Source organism: Flavobacterium restrictum, assembly GCF_007097245.1.
In the GTDB taxonomy this organism is placed as follows: Bacteria; Bacteroidota; Bacteroidia; order Flavobacteriales; family Flavobacteriaceae; genus Flavobacterium; species Flavobacterium restrictum.
Genome location: NZ_VJZT01000018.1, coordinates 14311 through 32782, shown reverse-complemented (window position 1 = coordinate 32782; position 18472 = coordinate 14311). Strand labels below are relative to the sequence as shown.

Genomic DNA, 18472 nt, shown 5'->3' with positions numbered 1-18472 from the left:
AAACCTACAAGGTTTGAAAAAAACCTTGCAGGAGAATCTCATTACTCAAAAGTATGTTTTTCAAACATACCTACAAGGTTTGAAAAAAACCTTGCAGGAGAATCTCATTACTCAAAAGTATGTTTTTCAGTTAAAATATCATTTTTCTGATTATGACAAAAAACGAAATTTTGTAAACCTCCAAACAATCTCAATACTTCTTCTCTTTCAATTTTTGTTTCTTTATTCGAAACGAAAGCCTGATAGGATGAATACTTATATTCCTCGAATTTTAAATCTAAATGATGCTTCGGATTTAAATGGACATACAATATTAGTTGCTTCAAATATTCTTCATCTTTCAATTTTATTCTTTTGAAATGTTTTTCAAAAAGACTTCCAGTTCTATCAATTTCTTTATTAAAAGCCTTTACATAGGAATTAAAAAAATTAGAAAAAGCCTGTGTAACTATTTTTTCTTCATCATTTAATCGAATAATCAAATGAAAATGATTATCCATCAAACAATACCCAAATATTGAGATTTTACCCAATAGATATTTTGAAAATTGTTTCAGAAAGAATTTTTTGTTTTCATCATTTTCGAAAATTAAACAGCCATTTATTCCTCTATTATAAATATGATAAAAACCCTCTTTTTCTAAAACTTCTAATTTCATAGTCCTAAAATTTGGTTGTTTCTCCTACAAGGTTTTTTCAAACCTTGTAGGTGTTAGTATTATTCTTAACCCGATATTTTAAAGATACCTACAATGTCCAAAAAAGATCTTGTAGGAAATACCTAACAAAACACATTGAAATGTTTTTTTCTAGAAAGTTACTCCTATTTAGTTTCGCAATCCTACAAGGTTTTTTCAAACCTTGTAGGTGTTATTTTTTGGATGGTGTTCTCAAACATACCTACCTACAAGGTTTGAAAAAAACCTTGCAGGAAATACTCTGCTAACTTAAACTAGTGCTTTCTATACTCTTTCACCGCATCCACAAACGCTTTTGCGTGATCCACAGTGATATTAGGTAAAATCCCGTGACCCAAATTGGCAATATACCTGTCAGTTCCGAATTCGTCAATCATTTCGTGCACCATTTTCTTGATGGTTGGAATTGGCGATAACAATCTCGATGGATCAAAATTCCCTTGTAAAGTCACATTGCCACCAGACAAATAACGAGCATTTCTAGGCGAACAAGTCCAATCTACTCCAAGTGCAGAAGCTTTACTTTTTCCCATTTCGCCAAGGGCAAACCAACATCCTTTTCCGAAAACTATCACTGGCGTAATTTCTGCCAAGGCATCCACGATTTGGTTAATATATTTCCAAGAGAATTCTTGATAATCTACTGGAGAAAGCATGCCGCCCCAAGAATCAAAAATCTGAATGGCATCGCAACCCGCTTTTACTTTTTCTTTCAAATATAAAATGGTCGTATCGGTGATTTTTTGCAATAAAGTGTGTGCAGCAATTGGGTTAGAAAAACAAAATCCTTTGGCAGTATCAAAACTTTTAGAACCTTTTCCTTCCACAGCATAACAAAAAATCGTCCAAGGCGAACCAGCGAAACCAATCAAAGGTACCTCGTCGTTCAGCATTTGTTTGGTTAATTTGATGGCATCAAAAACATAACCTAAAGTTTCCTGAACATCTGGAACATAAACCTGATTTACTTGCTCCATCGTCCGAATTGGATTGGGGATAATGGGTCCCAAATTGTCCTTCAATTCTACATGAATTCCCATCGCTCTTGGCACTACTAAAATATCCGAGAACAAAATCGCAGCATCTGGTCCAATTATACGAATGGGTTGCACGGTGATTTCTGCTGCCAATTCGGGTGTTTCGCAACGAGTGAAAAAATCATATTTATCACGCAATGCTCTGAATTCTGGCAAATATCTTCCGGCTTGACGCATCATCCAAACCGGTGGACGTTCTACTGTTTCTCCTTTTAGTGCTTTTAAAAATAGGTCGTTCTTTATCATTTTTTTAGCTATTGGCTATTAGCTATTGGCTATTAGCTGGTTTTAGTATTTATTTTATTGCCAAAAGCTAAAAGCTAACGGCTTATTTTGGAATTATTTATATTCTTCGATTACATCTTCAATCACGTTTTCAACTGAAGGCTGATTGGCAACTATTATATTTCTGGTGGTTTTTTCCAAAGCTTCGGCGGTGGTTTCGCCAATGCAAAAGCAAATTTCGTTTTTTATTTTGTTGTCTTTCAAATAACTTTCGACTCCCGATGGACTAAAAAACAGGATTCCATCAAATTTTTCTTCCTTTGCTATTTTAAAAGGAGCCAATTTGGTTTGATAGGCTTCGATTTCGTTAAAAGTAATTTTGGCTTCTTTGAGTGCTTTTGGCAAGGTTTCTTTGCGCAAATTGCCACTAAAGAAAGTAAAGCTTTCTTTGTTGTAAATCAAGGTTATAATTTCTGCCAATTCCGAGGCATAATCCATATACACATCGACCGTAAACCCGTTTTGCTCCAACAATTCTTTGGATTTTATGCCCACACAAAACACGTTTTTGGTTTTCAAAACGGCCCAATTGGGTTGCTCCATCAAACTCAAAATAGCGTTCTGACTGCTAAAAATCAAGTTTTGGTTAATGCTTTTTAACTCAAAATTGTTGTTTTGAATTTCAATGAAATCTTGTTCCAAAACATCAATTTTAGCATCTATAAAAGCTTGCCTTTGCTCCTCGGACAATGTTTTGGTGGATAATATACTGGTTTGATTTTTCATTGTTTTAGATAAAAAACGGTGTCTATAAAATATAAAATTCCATCTTGAGTAAGTACATTTTCGTCATGTAAGTCCTCAAGAATAATCTCTAGTTCGGAGTTGTAATAATCGTGATTTCTTGTGTTTTCAAAACCATTATTTGCCATAAACTCTTTTACTTGCTCTAAATTTGTAGGTTGATTGGCTTTGACAAAAGGTTGTTCTAGCAAAGCAAATAACGTTTGTTCAATCAAGCAAAAACCTACTAATGAATACGTAGTGTCAGGAAAAAAATAATTATTGAGTGCTAAATTGGTAAAATAATCCAGCCAAGTTGAGTAGTATATTGAATCGTTTAGCTTGTAAACTGTTTTGTCATCCTTTATATACACTTTTTGTTCGGCACCTTCGGAAATGAATAAATCAAAATTTACTTTATCATTTACCCAAAGATTATTTTGGTTGCAATACGCAATTAAGTTCGCTGTTTCTTTTTGTTTGTATTGCTTGTCGCTTTTAGCCATTGTGCTTGTTCTTTGGCTTCCTCCAAGGTAATTGGCAATTGTTTGGATAAGAGTTTTTTGGCCAGAATCGCTCTTTCCGTGAATGATATTTTGTAGTTCATCTTTTACTGTTTTTATATCCATACAAATATACTGTTATTTTTTAAAGCTGATTTTCAAGTATTTCTCAAATTACTTCTTCAAACTTTCTTTAATACTTTTCATCAACTCCGCACCGCCATTTTCTAGGATTTCCTTGGCGCAATAAAAACCTAATTTCTTCCACTCTTGCATTGGAATGGTTTTCTCGATTTCGATTTTTTGTTTTCCATCGATGGAAAATAATACACCTTTAAACAAAATGTCATCTTCTATAAACACGGCCAAAGCTCCAATGGGTGCGGTACAACCCCCTTCGAGGGTTTTAAGAAATTGTCTTTCGATGTGGGAACATACTTCGGTGTCAATATCGTTGAGTTCATTTAGGACTTGTCTCGAAAATTCGTCATTAGCCATTGCCACCACTAGCATTGCGCCTTGTGCGGGAGCGGGAATCATCCAGTCGAGATTGATATAATTTTCTGGTTTAAGATTTATACGTTCCAATCCCGCAGCTGCAAAAACAGCTCCACTCCACTCGTTTTCGGTTAGTTTTTGCATTCGGGTATTCACGTTGCCACGCAAATCAACTACATTATGATTGGGATATTTGTTCAACCACATCGCCTGACGACGCAAACTTCCTGTGGCAATGGTTGCTTTTTCTTCCAGAAAATCGAGGTTTCCTTTGTGAACCAAAATGTCCAAAGTTGTGGCTCTTTCTAGCACTGCCGCTTGAACAATGCCTGTAGGTAAAGCCGTTGGCACATCTTTCATCGAATGTACAGCAATATCAATGTCGCCATTGAGCATAGCAATATCGAGTGTTTTTGTAAAAATGCCGGTGATTCCGAGTTCGTAAAGGGGTTTGTCCAGAATAATATCTCCCTGCGATTTTACGGCAATAATTTGGGTTTTGTAGCCAAGATCGTTTAGCTTTTTTTCGACAGTGTGGGCTTGCCAAAGGGCGAGTTCGCTATCGCGAGTTCCTATTCGTATTGTTTTACTCATTATTTTGAATTCGCTTCTATTTGAAAAACTTTTTCAATCCATTCAATGCTTTCGTCCACCATTGTGGCATCATCTTTTAAATGATTGGCAAAATGGGTAGTGATTTTTTGGATGATTCTAGAACTAATTATCTCTGCTTGTTCCTCATTAAAATCAGCAATTTTTTTACTTTGAAAATCCAATTCCGATTTCTTCATGGCATTTAGCTTTTCTTTCAACGCATGAATCGTGGGAGCAAATTTTCTTGATTTGGTCCAAACCAAAAATTCTTCTTTAATTTCTTCAATGATATTTTCGGCAGCAGGAATGTGCTTTTTTCTATTTTCTAATGTCTCATCGGTCATTTGCGACAAATGATCTAAATGAATGAGGGTAACGTCTTGAAGCTCTTTGACGTTCTCGTGGACGTTTTTTGGAATCGACAAATCCAAAATTAACATGGGTTTTTTCAAATTCAAAATCGCCTTGTCAACCGTGGGGTTTTGTGCGCCTGTAGCCACGACTACAACATCGGCATTTTGCAATTCGAGATGCAGTTCCGAGTAATCTTTGACGATAAGATTCAGTTTGCCAGCTAATTTTTCGGCCTTGTCCTTGGTTCTGTTAATAAGGGTAATGTGCTCGTTTTTGGTATGTTTCACTAGGTTTTCGCAGGTATTGCGTCCAATTTTTCCAGTGCCAAAAAGCAAAATATTTTTGTTGCCAATATCCGGAACGTTCTTAATAATATATTGCACCGATGCAAACGAAACCGAGGTGGCTCCCGAACTAATTTCGGTTTCATTCTTGATTTTTTTGCTGGCTTGAATGACCGAATTCAGCAACCGATCCAAAAAAGTATTGATTAATCCCAACGAACGAGACTCGGCAAAACCATTTTTGAGTTGGCTTATGATTTCAAAATCGCCCAAAATCTGGCTGTCCAATCCCGTTCCCACTCGGAAAATATGATTGATCGCTTCTTGATTTTTTAAAACATACGCCACTTTTTGAAACTCTTCGACCGTTCCGTGGCTGTTTTCGCAAAGCAATTTGATTAATTGAAACGGGTGTTCTGCGTAGCCGTAAATTTCGGTACGGTTACAGGTTGAAGTTACTATTAAACTGGGAATTCCTTCGTTTTTGGCTTGTTCAAGCAAACGGGTTTTGGCTAAAGCATCTAAACTAAATTTACCTCTAACCTCGGCATCGGCTTTTTTATAGCTCAATCCCACAGCGTAGAAATAGTGATGTTTGGCACCGTGATTATTTTCCATATATACACTTTGACTAAAAGTGCAACAAAACTAGAACTATCCTTTTGATAAAAGTAACGCTAGAAGTTCTATTTGTGTCGCTCTATGTTTTTTTGAATTTAAATCGTTATTTAATCGTGAAAACTAGTATTTTTGTAACGAAATCAAGGTCTGCAATGAAGTTTATTTAGAGTCGTTCTAAATAAATTGGTTTCCTGAAAATCATTTTTTTTATTTAAAAATATCGCTATGAGTTCACAAGAGATTATAACAGTCGAAGATGATTTTACCCTACTCCGTTTTCAAAACGATGGTTTAGACACTTTTCAAGCCGAGCACGAAGTTCGAAGTGGTTTAATTCAATTTCATTTTAGTCTAAAGGGAACGGCGAAATTCATTTTTAATCAAGGAAATTATGCTTTGGATTTGAAAGAAGAAAAATCGTTGCTCTTGTACAATCCGCAAAAGGAATTGCCGCTAAATCTGGCATTGGCGCCAAATTCTTGGGTGATTTCAGTTATAATTTCGATTAAAAAATTCCACACTTTATTCTCTTCCGAGGCCAACTATATTACGTTTTTGAGTGCCGATAATAAAGACAAAAAATATTACAAAGAAGGAAATATTAGTCCCTCGATGGCGATTGTTTTGAGTCAATTGTTTCATTATAACCTGCATCCATCCATAAAAAACCTGTATTACAAAGGCAAAGGATACGAATTATTGAGTTTGTATTTTAATAGAACCGAGGATCCTAATGCAGAGCAATGTCCGTTTTTGATTGATGAAGACAATGTCATGAAAATCAAAAAAGCCAAAGAAATCATCATTGCCAATATGGCCGAACCACCGGGTTTGCAGGAGCTCGCTGATGAAATAGGTTTGAATTTAAAGAAGCTAAAAATGGGTTTCAAGCAAATTTATGGCGATACGGTTTATGGATTTCTTTTTGATTACAAAATGGATTTTGCCCGTAAATTATTAGATTCTGGCTCCTATAATGTAAACGAAGTAGGTTTGAAAATAGGTTACAGCACGGGCAGTCATTTTATAGCAGCTTTCAAAAAGAAATTTAGCACCACACCCAAAAAATATTTGATGTCAATCAATACGAATGTGTAGTTGAACTATTAAAAATACCAATATGACGATTGAAAACACGCATTTGCAAACTATAAAACAATTGAAATCGGCTATTTTAGCCAGCAGGTATCGTGTGGCCGTTTTGGCAAATAAAGAAATGCTTGGTTTGTATTTTTCGATTGGAAAATTAATTTCAGAAAAAGCGAATCAGGAAAAATGGGGTTCAAAAGTTCTCGAAATTGTATCCAACGATTTGCAAAATGAATTGCCTGGATTGAGAGGTTTTTCGGCTTCAAATATTAAGAAAATGAGAGTTTTTTACGAAACTTGGGCTGACAATTTTACAATTGGTTCGTTAGTAACGAACCAATTAGAAAATATTGAAAATAATATTAATCAGTTAGTTGTAATTGGTTCGACAGTAACGAACCAATTGGCGATAGCCTTTCAAAAGGTTGGCTTTTCACATCATTTCGAAATTTTATCAAAAACCAAAACTATCGAAGAACGGGTTTTTTATATCCAAAAAACGGCATCGGAATTTTGGAGTGTAACCACATTACGATACCATTTAAAATCAAATTTATTTCAACAGCTAGGAAGTTTACCCAATAATTTTGCCAAAGCAATTACGCAAGATGATTTAAGAGCCAAAGCTTTAGTGGCATTTAAAGATGAATATTTGTTGGATTTTGTCAATATAGAAGATCCTGAAGAAGAAAATGAAAGAGTAATTGAGAATGAAATAGTTCGCAACATCAAGAAATTTCTACTTTCGTTAGGAACTGATTTTGCATTTATTGCCAATCAATACCGTTTTATTTTGGATGATACCGAATATTTTGTGGATTTACTTTTTTACAATCGGAAAATGCAATGTTTAGTAGCTTTCGATTTAAAAAAAGGGAAATTTATTCCTGAATATCTGGGCAAAATGAATTTTTATCTTTCCGCATTGGACGAAATGGTCAAATTACCTCACGAAAACCCATCAGTTGGTATAATTCTTTGCAAAGAAAAAAACAATAAAGTGGTCGAATTTTCTTTTCGAGATGTCAACAAAGCAATGGGAGTTGCCACTTATAAAACTGAAAATGATTTGCCAAATGAATACAAAGGATTATTGCCCGATGCAGAAACACTTAAAAAGTTAATGGATTAATCCATTTTCTACATTCAACAATCAATAAAAAATCGTTAATCAAAAAAGTATAAAAAACAAGTTTGTTTACTTTTATCAAAAAAAATTAAAACCATATTATGAAAGGTGTATTATTAGTGAATTTGGGTTCGCCAGAAAGTCCAACCCCAAAAGATGTGAAACCGTATTTAGACGAATTTTTGATGGATAAATACGTAATTGACGTTCCGTATTTATTGCGAGCCTTATTAGTTCGTGGGATTATTTTGCAAACAAGACCCAAAAAATCAGCAGCAGCTTACGCCAAAATTTGGTGGGACGAAGGATCGCCATTAGTCGTAATTTCGCAGCGAATGCAAAAAAAAGTACAAGCACAATCCACGATTCCAGTGGCTTTGGCCATGCGCTACGGGACAATGTCTATCCTGAAAGGGCTACAGGAATTGAACGACAAAGGGGTAAATGAAGTACTGCTTTTTCCGTTGTATCCGCAACACGCCATGGCATCAACGACAACAATTTTGGTCTTGGCAGAGGAATTGCGTGCCAAACATTTTCCTGAAATGAAATTTACGATTGTGCCCGCTTTTTATAACAAACCTAGTTATATCAAGGCATTAGCTAATTCTATAAAAACACATTTGGATACTTTTGACTACGATCATGTGTTGTTTTCGTACCACGGGATTCCAAAACGACATATTCGTAAAACGGATATCACAAAATCGCATTGTACCATTGATGGGTCATGTTGCAACACGCCTTCGCCAGCACACGAGTTTTGTTACCGCCACCAATGTTATGAAACTACAAAGCAAGTGGTACACTATTTGGGCATTCCCGAAGGAAAATACAGCCAGACTTTTCAATCGCGCTTGGCAGGTGATAAGTGGTTAACACCTTACACTGATGTCGAAGTGAATAAAATGCCCGAACAAGGCATCAAGAAACTAGCGGTTGTAACGCCTGCTTTTGTATCGGATTGTTTAGAAACACTCGAAGAAATTGCTATGGAGGCCAATCACGAATTCAAAGTACATGGCGGTGAGGAATTTATGGCAATTCCTTGTATGAATGATGGCGAGGAATGGTGCGAAACAGTAGCAGATTGGATAAAGGATTGGGCTGAAAGAAAATAGAGAATAGAATAAAGAAATAAAACGAATGGAATACTACAACTACCTAAAATCCCTGCATCTCATCTTTGTCATCACTTGGTTTGCTGGACTTTTTTATATTGTTCGCTTGTTTGTGTACCAAATAGAAGCCAACGATAAACCTTCGCCAGAGAAAGAAATTTTGCAGGCGCAATTCAAAATAATGAGCTATCGTTTGTGGTACATTATCACTTGGCCGTCAGCAATATTGGCTAGTATTTTTGCTTTTTGGATGTTATTTTTTACCCCAATGGGAAACGCTTGGCTGCAAATGCCGTGGATGCACGTAAAGCTTTGTTTTGTATTTTTACTGTATTTGTATCACGCCAAATGCCAACAAATTTTCAGTCAATTGCAGCGAAACGAGGTGAAATATACGAGTAATTTTATGCGTTTATGGAACGAAGGTGCCACCATTATTTTGTTTGCCGTAGTGTTTTTAGTCATTCTAAAAAATGCTGTAAACTGGATTTATGGCGTAATTGGAATTCTTTTATTCTCGGTTTTGATTATGTTGGGTTTTAAATTTTACAAAAAAATAAGAAATAAAAATAGCGGCAAGTAATCCAGCAACCATTCTGCTGTTGAATCAAAAACCAAATTGCGGCGTTTAAGAACACTAAAAAAATATGCTTGGAAATTTCAAAATAGCGATGTTCTCTCTCCGAATTAGGATTTTCCTTTCGATGATTGTTGTTATCGTTATTGCGTCGATTTTATTAGCATCGATTTCTATTATTCAGTTCAAAAACGAAGCCAAAGAATACCACCAAGAACGCCTTGAACGTAAGGAAGATGCCGTAAAAGCGCATATTGATTATGTGCTGTCAACGACGACTTACCCACTTACGACCAAGAATTTAGATTTGATTTTTAAAGATAAAATTCATGAATTGGCTCAAATTCACAATATCGAAATCAATATTTATAGCCTAGACGGACAACTTTTAAAATCCTCCAAAGAATCTTTTTCGGTAGATAAAATAGCACCCCCAATTCCTAAATACATTCAAAAATTAGTCCGTTCCTCTATCGAAAAACGCTTTGTAGAAATCAAAACTATTGATGGTATCAAAAACCGCTCGTCGTACAGTCAAATCAAAGACGATAAATTCAAACCACTCGGTATTTTGAACCTTCCGTATGTAGAAGATGACGGTTTTTATGAAAATGAATTGAATAATTTCCTCTTGCGATTGGGGCAAGTGTATTCCTTTATGCTGATTGTCGCTTTTGCATTGGCGTACTTCCTTTCGACTTATATTACGAAATCCTTAAAAACCATTTCCGACAAGATTAGCGAAACGAGTTTGAATCAAAAAAATGAAAAAATCGTGCTCGAAGCCAATAGCAAAGAAATCAATTTGTTGATAAAAGCCTACAATGAAATGGTCGATAAACTAGAGAAAAGTGCCCTTAAATTAGCCCAAAGCGAACGCGAAGAAGCATGGCGCGAAATGGCAAAACAAGTAGCACACGAAATCAAAAACCCATTAACACCAATGCGGTTAACGGTGCAAAGTTTTCAACGAAAATTTGACCCAAATGATGCCAATGTAAAACAAAAACTAAACGATTACTCCGAAACTTTGATTCAGCAAATTGATATTATGAGTTCCGTAGCCTCCGCATTTTCGAATTTTGCTTCGATGCCAGCGCAACAAAACGAAACCCTAAATGTTGTCGAAGTGGTGGAACTTGCACTCGATATTTTCAATGAAGATTATATTGCTTTTGAAAGCCAAGAAACCGAAATTATTTCTAAAATGGACCGCACACAACTGATTCGTGTGATTACTAATTTGGTCAAAAATGCGATACAAGCCATCCCCGAAACACAACTTGAAAAATCGATTTTGGTTACCGTAATTCGATCCAATGATCAGGTGCAAATTCTGGTAAAAGACAATGGAGTTGGCATCGAAGCACAGCACATTGGCAACATATTTGAACCCAAATTCACCACCAAAAACAGTGGTATGGGATTGGGTCTTGGCATCATCAAAAACATCATCGAAAACTACAAAGGCACCATTACCTTTGCTACCGTTGTCGAAAAAGGTACTACATTTACCGTTACGCTCCCTATTATAAATTCCTAAAACAACCCCCATGAACTATCAAAATATTCTAGTTACAATAGCGAATAACATAGCAACAATTACCATAAATCGGCCAACAAAATTAAATGCTTTAAATAGCGACACCATTAATGATTTGAATAAAGCGTTTAAATTGCTAGGGAAAAACAAAGAAATCAACGTAATTATTTTGACAGGAAGTGGCGAAAAAGCATTTGTTGCTGGTGCCGATATTTCGGAATTTGCCTCTTTTTCTATCGAAGAAGGAGCGCAATTAGCAACCGATGGACAAGAAAAACTATTCGATTTAATAGAAAACGGTAAAACACCCGTAATTGCTGCCATCAATGGTTTTGCTCTAGGCGGCGGACTCGAACTGGCTATGGCGTGCCATTTTAGAATCGCCTCCGAAAACGCCAAAATGGGTTTACCAGAAACTTCCCTTGGGCTCATTCCTGGTTACGGCGGAACGCAGCGTTTGCCGCAGTTAATTGGTAAAGGGCGTGCCATGGAACTGATTCTAACAGCAGGAATGATAGATGCTACCACAGCGAAAGATTATGGTTTAGTCAATCATGTTGTCCCGCAAGCCGACCTTTTGGACTTTTGCAACGGCATTGCCATAAAAATAATGAAAAATTCGCCTTATGCCATTGGTAAAGCCATAAAAGCGATCAACTCCAACTTCAAAGAAGGCAAAAATGGGTATGAAACCGAGATAAAATCTTTTGGAAAATGTTTTGGAACCCATGATTTCAAGGAAGGAACAACAGCTTTTTTAGAGAAAAGGAAAGCGGTTTTCACGGGGAAATAAGGACGTTTTTAAATTAAAAATATCCAATTAGTATATTTTTTCGATATTGTAATATCATATTATTATAGTTTTGTAAACTTTTCAAAAATTTAATTCCAAAAATCATATGTCCTTCCAACCTGTATTTGCCCAATTCTGGGAAAAAGTAAAAGAAAGCATCGAAGATAAAACGTACGCCAAATTAACTTTGGCCAAAACCATTGGCGACACCGAGTTGAAAAACATTTACGTGCGCCCCGTTTTGCTAGAAAATGATGTGTTTAGCCTTTCGGTTACGGCGAAATACAAAACCGAAGAAATAGAAAGTTTTCATTCGCTAGAAGAAGCTTTTTTTGTTTTGGCTCCGTACATGAACAACCCGTTTATGACTGCCTTATTATTCACCACCGAAAATGACATTACCTTTAAACTCAACAAAAAACGGGTGGGCAGCATCATTGAACAAGCACCCACTTTCAAGAACGCTTCGGATGTGATTTTGGAGATGAAAGAAAAAGGACTTTGATTGCAGATTTTAAATCAACGATTTTTGATTTTGTGAATTACACCTAAAATCAAAAATCGTTATTCTACAATCTGAAATCCTACTTTCCCCCGTCCCATTCCGCATAGAATTGCGAAAGGAATTGTACCATAAAATGATGTCTTTCTTGAGCGATTTTTTTTCCTGTTTTGGTATTCATTTTGTCTTTTAGCAACAATAATTTTTCGTAGAAATGATTGATTGTTGGCGCTTGGGAATTTTTATATTCTTCTTTCGACATTGTAAGTTTTGGAGCAATTTCAGGATTGTATAACGGTCTGTTTTTAAATCCTCCATAATTGAACGCTCTGGCAATGCCAATGGCGCCTATCGCATCCAATCGATCCGCATCCTGAACGATATCTAATTCTATGGAAGAGAATTCTTTTTCTGTATTTCCGCCTTTGAAAGAAATGTTCTCAATAATCCCAATCACGTGCTGAATTGTAGCTTCGTCAACGGCATTTGAGGTCAAAAATTCTCGAGCTATTTTTGGACCAACCGTTTCATCGCCATCGTGAAATTTACTGTCGGCAATGTCGTGCAATAAGGCTCCTAATTTCACTATTGTAAGGTCACAGGATTCGCCATTGGCAATGAGTAGTGCGTTTTTATAGACCCGTTCTATATGAAACCAGTCGTGTCCGCCTTCGGCATTTTCTAGTTTTTGTTTGACAAAAAGTATTGTTTTGTTTATTAAATCGGAAGTAATCATAGCTAAAATGGGTTTATAAAAAATGCTGATTTTTAAAGTCTAAACCTCAAAAATCAGCAGTTAAAAAATTTTAATTTCAATCTCAAATTTCAATTCTAACCAAATCTAAAATCAAAAATCTATAATCTAGCAGGTTCCACCCATTTGAATTGAAAGGATTCTTGAGGAATAATCAATCGCTCGGATACTCTAGCCATTCTTGCGGGTAATTTCATCAAATAATCCCGGGCTTTTTCGGCTTCATCAGTCAAATTTCCTATTTTATCTATTTCCCATTTTTCGATTAATTTTTGCATGATGTCCACATAATCATTAGCTGTATATACACCAATGCGTTGCGCCGAATCCGAAAAATGTTCAAATGCCGAGCTTATTTTTTCGCCAGATTCTCTCAAGAAATGGGCTGGCATTACAATTTTGGCTTTCATCATGTATTGAAAAGCAAGCATCATTTCGCTTGGATCTACTTTGAAAATCTGCGTCACAAATTCGCTGTACGCATGATGATGACGCATTTCGTCACCCGCAATCATTTTGCACATTTTGGATAATTTCTTGTCACCATAACTTTTTGCCAATTGCGAAACTCTATTGTGCGATACATAAGTGGCCAATTCTTGAAAGCTGGTGTACACAAAATTCTTGTACGGATCACGACCAGTACCTATGTCAAAGCCATCATTAATAAGGTGTTGTGTCGTCATTTCGATTTCACGCATGTTGACACGACCTGATAAATAAAGGTATTTGTTCAATAAATCACCATGACGGTTTTCTTCACCTGTCCATTGTCGCACCCACTTGGCCCAACCATTGCGTTCTAAATTGTCAACTCCTTCTATTTCCATCAACCAGTTTTCGTAGGTTGGCAAAGCTTCTTCGGTAATGGTGTCGCCTACCATGGCTACCCAAAAATCATAGGGCAAATCCTTGGCAATTTCACGTAATTCTTTTACTTCTTCAAAGAAAGTATCACTTTCGGAATTGGGTAAAAAATCAGAGGGTTGCCAAATTTTTTCAACAGGTATTAGAAATTGATCAACAAATCCGTCAACCTTGCTTTCTAAAAATTGCATTACTTCTAATCGAATGTTTTTTATAGACATTTTATATAGTTTAAAATTGTATTCCGTTTATAACTGCTTGCTCCGTTTGCTGCATTAAGTCAGCAAAATCGTACTCCTTAACCGCTAGTGGTTTATGGATGGTAAAGGTAAGCCGATTTCCTAAACCTAATGGAAAAAATCCAAACTTTACCATTTTCCAGGAATTATTAATGCTTATGGGAACCACATAAGCAGATGGGGCATATTTACATAATATTTTCAATCCACTTTGGGCAAATTCTTTGGGTTTCCCCGTTTTACTTCTAGTTCCTTCCGGAAAAATAACTGCCGTACGATGGTATTTTTCAATATATTCTGATAATCCTTTGATGGCTGGAATGGCTTGTTTGGGATCTTTACGATCTATAAGCACCGATCCTCCGTGGCGCAAATTATAGGAAACACTAGGAATCCCGCTTCCTAGCTCTTTCTTGCTAACAAATTTGCAATGGAATTTTCGCAAAAACCAAATCATCGCAATTATATCATACATACTTTGATGGTTGGATACAAAAATCAATGGAACACCGCTTGGAATGCTGTCAACGTTTTTAAATTTATAAGTCGTTCCTAGTAAGTTTGTGCATTTTATCAGGAAAAAATTAAGGTAATCCACACTTTTTTTGTGGGCTTGATACCCAAACCAATTAAAGCAAATCCATTGAATGGGATGAAAAACAACCAAACAAAGTCCGAAACACAAATAATAGACAACGGATATGGGATACGAAATTAGTTTTTGCATGCTTTAAAAATTAGCTACAAAAGTAAGAAATAAATTTTTAGTGTATTTAAATCCGAAACAATAAATCCGTTTCGTATTTTTTGAAGCAAATACTTAAGGTTTAATCGTACCTTTGCTAGCTATAACAACGGCCTTTTTTTGCTAAAAATGAATTTTAAATACCCAAAAAACGAGAAACTAAAAAGCAAAACCACCATTGGACTCTTGTTCTCCAGTGGAAAATCGGTTGCTAAATATCCGTTGCGCATGGTCTATTATTCAGGAGCGTTAGGGGATAATGAACCCTATAAAATGGGCGTTTCGGTTTCTAAAAAATATTTTAAAAAAGCGGTAGATCGCAATTATTTCAAACGTGTATTGCGAGAAACCTATCGTTTAAATAAGCATTTACTAGTATCGGAACTCGACAAACCCCATGCTTTTATGATTTTTTATCAAACAAAAGACCGCTTGAGTTACGAAGAAATCAATGCTAAAACCATTCAATTATTCGAAAAATTTGCTGTTCAAAACGGTAAAACCAAAACGCTAGAAATTGATATTGAACCTTAAAAAAACTGTTTTTTAGTTGCTTTATGGCATCCTTTTATTGCTTATTTATTCTTAATTTAGTGCCCGAAAATTTAAGACAAATCCCCTTATGATTCGCTTCTTTAAAAAAAAATACATACTCCCCATTCTAGCTTCGGTATTCTTGTACGTTGGGGCGAGCTTCAAAGACGATTTTTTTGAGATAGCCAAGCAAATAGAGATTTTTACCACGCTTTACAAGGAAGTCAATACGAATTATGTAGACGAAACGAACCCTGGCGAGTTAATGGACAAAGCCATTAAAGCCATGTTGGCCAGTTTAGATCCGTATACCAATTATTTTAATGAGCAAGATGTACTGCGTTTTAAAATTGATAATACCGGCGAATATACAGGTATAGGTGCGTTGATTACTCGAAAAGAATCCAAATTAATTATTAGGGAACCCTATAAAAATTTCCCTGCTGACAAAGCGGGACTCAAGGCTGGTGACGAGATTATTCAAATTGGCGATGTCAAAATAAGTGATTTCAAAGACGATGCTTCGGAATTATTAAAAGGAGCCAAAAACACTAAAATCGAGGTCAAATACATTCGTCAAGGCAAAACTAATAGTGCCCAAATTATTTTGGATGAAGTCGAAATCAAATCGGTTCCTTTTTTTGGAAAAATAGACGACAAAACAGGCTATATAGTGTTGTCGCATTTTAGCAAAAAAGCGGCTAGTGAAACCAAAACCGCATTGGAACAACTCAAAAGTCAAGGTGCACAACGAATCATTCTCGATTTAAGAGACAATCCTGGTGGTTTATTGAACGAAGCAGTGGCGATTTGTAATTTATTTGTTCCCAAAGATGAAATAATAGTAACCACAAAATCCAAAAACAGCAAGTACAACAACACCTATAAAACGTTGCAAGAGCCTGTAGATACGACCATTCCGCTGGCCATTATTGTAAACGGAAAAAGCGCATCTGCATCCGAAATTGTTTCTGGAGCATTGCAAGATTTAGACCGTGCCGTTGTTTTGGGCAGTCGTAGTTATGGCAAAGGACTCGTACAGCGTCCCATTGATCTCACTTACGGAACGCAACTAAAAGTAACTATTTCTAGGTATTATACCCCTTCAGGACGTTGTATTCAAGCATTGGATTATGCCCATAAGGACAAAAACGGACTCGCAACACGCACACAAGAAAAAAATTATAACGCCTTCAAAACTCGAAAAGGAAGAACCGTTTACGATGGTGGCGGTATTCAGCCAGATCTAGAATTGATGGAAACCAAGTTGAGTTCCATTAGCAATGCGTTGCTCAAAAATAATGCAATTTTTGACTATGCTACGCTATATTATTATCAAAATCCTAATTTAGGAAATACAATTCCTGTGTTGACCGATGCGGATTTTATGGCGTTCAAACAGTTTTTAAAAACACAAAAAATCACCTTTGATACCGAAACGGAATTGGCTTTGAAAAACACTTTGGCTGCAGCCAAAAAAGAAAACATAGACGAAACCATTACCGCCGAATACCAGCAATTACTGACTGCTTTGCAAAAAAGTGAGGATCATTTGCTTGACAAAAACCAAAAGGAAATCAAAAACGTACTGCTTGACGAAATCATAAAACGCTACCAATACCAAGAAGGATTGTACCAGTATTACATCAAAAACAATTTTGAAATCAAGAAAGCAGCTTCCGTTTTGAACAACGAAGCGGAATACAAGCAAATTTTAAAACTATAATGAAAAACTTCATCAAAATAGTTGTTCTCCTTTGTTGTTGTGTGGCTTCCGCACAAGATAAAAAAGGGGAAACTGTTTATTTTGAATTTGACAAATACACGCTTTATGAGGATCAAGTAAAAACAATCGTTGATTTTGCCAAAAAAGCGGATACGACCAAAATAGAATCCATACAAATTTACGGCTATTGCGATGATCGAGGCGAGAACGATTACAATTATAAATTGTCTAAAAATAGGGTAGAAACGGTTCAAAACATACTACTTGCCAATGGTTTTAATAAAAACAAAATTGTGGTTATTGAGGGCAAAGGCCGTGTAATTGTCCAGAAAGACACCGTATCAGACCTTGACGAAACCCGATCCAAGAACCGCCGAGTCGATTTGTTTTTTGTCCAAAAAAACAGCTACGGAAAAGGCATTTACAACTCCATTCAAAAAAAACACAAAGTTGGCGACCGTATTTACCTAGAAAACATCCTTTTTGATATGGGAAGCAGCGTATTGTTGCCAAGTTCCAAACTAGAGTTGGACAAAATAGCGTTGCTGTTACTCCAAAATAAAACATTAGCATTCGAAATAAAAGGGCATGTGTGTTGCACGCCCGCTACTTATGACGATGCCATAGACAAAGAAACCAAACAAAGGAATTTGTCTAACAATAGGGCAAAAGAAGTTTACAAATACTTAATTTCCAAAGGCGTAAGTCGCTTGCGAATGACGTACAAAGGCTATGGGAATAAATTTCCATTAGGCAAAGGCGATGCGATGGATCGAAGAGTGGAGTTCTTGATAACCCAAATTTAGTTTTCGCCTCGCTTCATCTCGATATGTTCAATATCGTCTTCTAAATACATGTCGCTCGTTTGAACGAAACCATGACTTTCATAGAATTTTTTGAGGTATAATTGTGCGCCAATCGTGATTTTGGTTTGGTCAAAATGAGTTGCAATTCCAGCAATCGCCTCCCGCATTAAATCGTGTCCCCACTTTTGATCTCGCTGTTTTGGGTCTACAATTACCCGACCTATCGAGGCATTATCAAAACTAATTCCAGGTTCAAATAGTCGAGCGTGAGCAACAATTTTACCATCAAATTCGCCCAAAAGGTGTAGTGCTTGCTTGTCTTTTCCGTCTAAATCCAAATAAACGCAATTTTGTTCCACCACAAAAACAAGACTTCTTAATTGCAAAGTATCGTATAATTCATGTACTGTAAGCGCTTCAAAAGGCTTTATTTTCCATTGTAATCCCATA

At 36.2% G+C, this 18472-nt stretch carries 20 protein-coding genes; 10 read left to right on the top strand and 10 right to left on the bottom strand.

The genetic code is table 11. The features are described 5' to 3' along the window. Positions 1 to 107: 107 nt before the first annotated feature. From FNW21_RS14225 to hemA, 6 genes are all read right to left on the bottom strand, one after another. On the bottom strand, positions 108 to 659 hold the full coding sequence (locus FNW21_RS14225; protein WP_144257423.1) for a hypothetical protein: 552 nt from the start codon (positions 657 to 659) through the stop codon (positions 108 to 110). A 293-nt stretch (positions 660 to 952) separates the two neighbouring features. After that, a complete protein-coding gene (gene hemE / locus FNW21_RS14220) occupies positions 953 to 1981 on the bottom strand; it encodes a uroporphyrinogen decarboxylase (protein ID WP_144257422.1) in 1029 nt (342 codons plus the stop codon). Between the two features lie 93 nt (positions 1982 to 2074). Continuing rightward, complete coding sequence (locus FNW21_RS14215) at positions 2075 to 2746, bottom strand: uroporphyrinogen-III synthase (protein ID WP_144257421.1); 672 nt, start codon at positions 2744 to 2746, stop codon at positions 2075 to 2077. Beyond that, positions 2743 to 3372, bottom strand: a complete 630-nt coding sequence (locus FNW21_RS14210) for a putative polyvalent protein kinase domain-containing protein (RefSeq protein WP_144257420.1) — start codon at positions 3370 to 3372, stop codon at positions 2743 to 2745. Before FNW21_RS14210 ends, FNW21_RS14215 begins: the two co-directional genes overlap by 4 nt. A gap of 48 nt (positions 3373 to 3420) precedes the next feature. Beyond that, positions 3421 to 4341 (bottom strand): hydroxymethylbilane synthase, encoded by a 921-nt coding sequence (gene hemC, locus FNW21_RS14205; RefSeq protein WP_144257419.1) that lies wholly within the window; start codon positions 4339 to 4341, stop codon positions 3421 to 3423. After that, positions 4338 to 5594, bottom strand: a complete 1257-nt coding sequence (gene hemA, locus FNW21_RS14200) for a glutamyl-tRNA reductase (RefSeq protein WP_144257418.1) — start codon at positions 5592 to 5594, stop codon at positions 4338 to 4340. Before hemA ends, hemC begins: the two co-directional genes overlap by 4 nt. Before the next feature lie 228 nt (positions 5595 to 5822). Between hemA and FNW21_RS14195 the strand changes: the two genes are divergently transcribed. The 7 genes from FNW21_RS14195 (at position 5823) to FNW21_RS14165 (ending at position 12354) form a co-directional block, all read left to right on the top strand. Next, on the top strand, positions 5823 to 6695 hold the full coding sequence (locus tag FNW21_RS14195; RefSeq protein WP_144257417.1) for an AraC family transcriptional regulator: 873 nt from the start codon (positions 5823 to 5825) through the stop codon (positions 6693 to 6695). 22 nt (positions 6696 to 6717) lie between these two features. Continuing rightward, positions 6718 to 7818: a PDDEXK nuclease domain-containing protein gene (locus FNW21_RS14190; protein WP_144257416.1), complete on the top strand. Its 1101-nt coding sequence runs from the start codon at positions 6718 to 6720 to the stop codon at positions 7816 to 7818. 98 nt (positions 7819 to 7916) lie between these two features. After that, the gene (gene hemH, locus FNW21_RS14185) at positions 7917 to 8936 is read left to right on the top strand and encodes a ferrochelatase (protein ID WP_144257415.1); all 1020 of its coding nucleotides are present in this window, start codon (positions 7917 to 7919) and stop codon (positions 8934 to 8936) included. Positions 8937 to 8961: 25 nt separating this feature from the next. Next, complete coding sequence (locus FNW21_RS14180) at positions 8962 to 9519, top strand: CopD family protein (RefSeq protein WP_144257414.1); 558 nt, start codon at positions 8962 to 8964, stop codon at positions 9517 to 9519. Between the two features lie 64 nt (positions 9520 to 9583). Beyond that, complete coding sequence (locus FNW21_RS14175) at positions 9584 to 11056, top strand: sensor histidine kinase (protein ID WP_394344693.1); 1473 nt, start codon at positions 9584 to 9586, stop codon at positions 11054 to 11056. Between the two features lie 10 nt (positions 11057 to 11066). After that, complete coding sequence (locus FNW21_RS14170) at positions 11067 to 11849, top strand: enoyl-CoA hydratase/isomerase family protein (protein WP_144257413.1); 783 nt, start codon at positions 11067 to 11069, stop codon at positions 11847 to 11849. A gap of 106 nt (positions 11850 to 11955) precedes the next feature. Next, the gene (locus FNW21_RS14165) at positions 11956 to 12354 is read left to right on the top strand and encodes a hypothetical protein (protein WP_144257412.1); all 399 of its coding nucleotides are present in this window, start codon (positions 11956 to 11958) and stop codon (positions 12352 to 12354) included. A gap of 79 nt (positions 12355 to 12433) precedes the next feature. Here FNW21_RS14165 and FNW21_RS14160 read toward each other — a convergent pair whose 3' ends face one another. The 3 genes from FNW21_RS14160 to FNW21_RS14150 form a co-directional block, all read right to left on the bottom strand. After that, positions 12434 to 13087 (bottom strand): HD domain-containing protein, encoded by a 654-nt coding sequence (locus tag FNW21_RS14160; RefSeq protein ID WP_144257411.1) that lies wholly within the window; start codon positions 13085 to 13087, stop codon positions 12434 to 12436. Between the two features lie 119 nt (positions 13088 to 13206). Next, positions 13207 to 14193 carry an acyl-ACP desaturase gene (locus FNW21_RS14155; RefSeq protein ID WP_144257410.1) on the bottom strand — a complete coding sequence of 329 codons (987 nt, stop codon included), beginning with the start codon at positions 14191 to 14193 and terminating at the stop codon, positions 13207 to 13209. 10 nt (positions 14194 to 14203) lie between these two features. Then, positions 14204 to 14938 (bottom strand): lysophospholipid acyltransferase family protein, encoded by a 735-nt coding sequence (locus tag FNW21_RS14150; protein WP_144257409.1) that lies wholly within the window; start codon positions 14936 to 14938, stop codon positions 14204 to 14206. 147 nt (positions 14939 to 15085) lie between these two features. On the opposite strand from FNW21_RS14150, the gene rnpA reads away from it, so the two are divergent. From rnpA to FNW21_RS14135, 3 genes are all read left to right on the top strand, one after another. Beyond that, positions 15086 to 15490, top strand: coding sequence for a ribonuclease P protein component (gene rnpA, locus FNW21_RS14145; RefSeq protein ID WP_144257408.1), 405 nt, complete (start codon positions 15086 to 15088; stop codon positions 15488 to 15490). 88 nt (positions 15491 to 15578) lie between these two features. Then, the gene (locus tag FNW21_RS14140) at positions 15579 to 17216 is read left to right on the top strand and encodes a S41 family peptidase (RefSeq protein WP_144257407.1); all 1638 of its coding nucleotides are present in this window, start codon (positions 15579 to 15581) and stop codon (positions 17214 to 17216) included. Beyond that, positions 17216 to 18022: an OmpA family protein gene (locus FNW21_RS14135; protein WP_144257406.1), complete on the top strand. Its 807-nt coding sequence runs from the start codon at positions 17216 to 17218 to the stop codon at positions 18020 to 18022. Before FNW21_RS14140 ends, FNW21_RS14135 begins: the two co-directional genes overlap by 1 nt. Here FNW21_RS14135 and FNW21_RS14130 read toward each other — a convergent pair. After that, a complete protein-coding gene (locus FNW21_RS14130) occupies positions 18019 to 18471 on the bottom strand; it encodes a GNAT family N-acetyltransferase (RefSeq protein WP_144257405.1) in 453 nt (150 codons plus the stop codon). The two genes, FNW21_RS14135 and FNW21_RS14130, sit on opposite strands and share 4 nt — an antisense overlap. Position 18472: the final 1 nt, after the last annotated feature.

Coding starts and splice junctions, on each gene's coding strand:
- FNW21_RS14210 (WP_144257420.1), bottom strand. CDS start 3,372: ATGGATATAAAAACAGTAAAAGATGAACTACAAAATATCATTCACGGA.
- FNW21_RS14150 (WP_144257409.1), bottom strand. CDS start 14,938: ATGCAAAAACTAATTTCGTATCCCATATCCGTTGTCTATTATTTGTGT.
- FNW21_RS14190 (WP_144257416.1), top strand. CDS start 6,718: ATGACGATTGAAAACACGCATTTGCAAACTATAAAACAATTGAAATCG.
- FNW21_RS14165 (WP_144257412.1), top strand. CDS start 11,956: ATGTCCTTCCAACCTGTATTTGCCCAATTCTGGGAAAAAGTAAAAGAA.
- FNW21_RS14155 (WP_144257410.1), bottom strand. CDS start 14,193: ATGTCTATAAAAAACATTCGATTAGAAGTAATGCAATTTTTAGAAAGC.
- hemE (WP_144257422.1), bottom strand. CDS start 1,981: ATGATAAAGAACGACCTATTTTTAAAAGCACTAAAAGGAGAAACAGTA.
- FNW21_RS14180 (WP_144257414.1), top strand. CDS start 8,962: ATGGAATACTACAACTACCTAAAATCCCTGCATCTCATCTTTGTCATC.
- rnpA (WP_144257408.1), top strand. CDS start 15,086: ATGAATTTTAAATACCCAAAAAACGAGAAACTAAAAAGCAAAACCACC.
- FNW21_RS14175 (WP_394344693.1), top strand. CDS start 9,584: ATGCTTGGAAATTTCAAAATAGCGATGTTCTCTCTCCGAATTAGGATT.
- FNW21_RS14215 (WP_144257421.1), bottom strand. CDS start 2,746: ATGAAAAATCAAACCAGTATATTATCCACCAAAACATTGTCCGAGGAG.
- FNW21_RS14195 (WP_144257417.1), top strand. CDS start 5,823: ATGAGTTCACAAGAGATTATAACAGTCGAAGATGATTTTACCCTACTC.
- FNW21_RS14140 (WP_144257407.1), top strand. CDS start 15,579: ATGATTCGCTTCTTTAAAAAAAAATACATACTCCCCATTCTAGCTTCG.
- FNW21_RS14130 (WP_144257405.1), bottom strand. CDS start 18,471: ATGGGATTACAATGGAAAATAAAGCCTTTTGAAGCGCTTACAGTACAT.
- FNW21_RS14225 (WP_144257423.1), bottom strand. CDS start 659: ATGAAATTAGAAGTTTTAGAAAAAGAGGGTTTTTATCATATTTATAAT.
- FNW21_RS14170 (WP_144257413.1), top strand. CDS start 11,067: ATGAACTATCAAAATATTCTAGTTACAATAGCGAATAACATAGCAACA.
- FNW21_RS14160 (WP_144257411.1), bottom strand. CDS start 13,087: ATGATTACTTCCGATTTAATAAACAAAACAATACTTTTTGTCAAACAA.
- hemA (WP_144257418.1), bottom strand. CDS start 5,594: ATGGAAAATAATCACGGTGCCAAACATCACTATTTCTACGCTGTGGGA.
- hemH (WP_144257415.1), top strand. CDS start 7,917: ATGAAAGGTGTATTATTAGTGAATTTGGGTTCGCCAGAAAGTCCAACC.
- FNW21_RS14135 (WP_144257406.1), top strand. CDS start 17,216: ATGAAAAACTTCATCAAAATAGTTGTTCTCCTTTGTTGTTGTGTGGCT.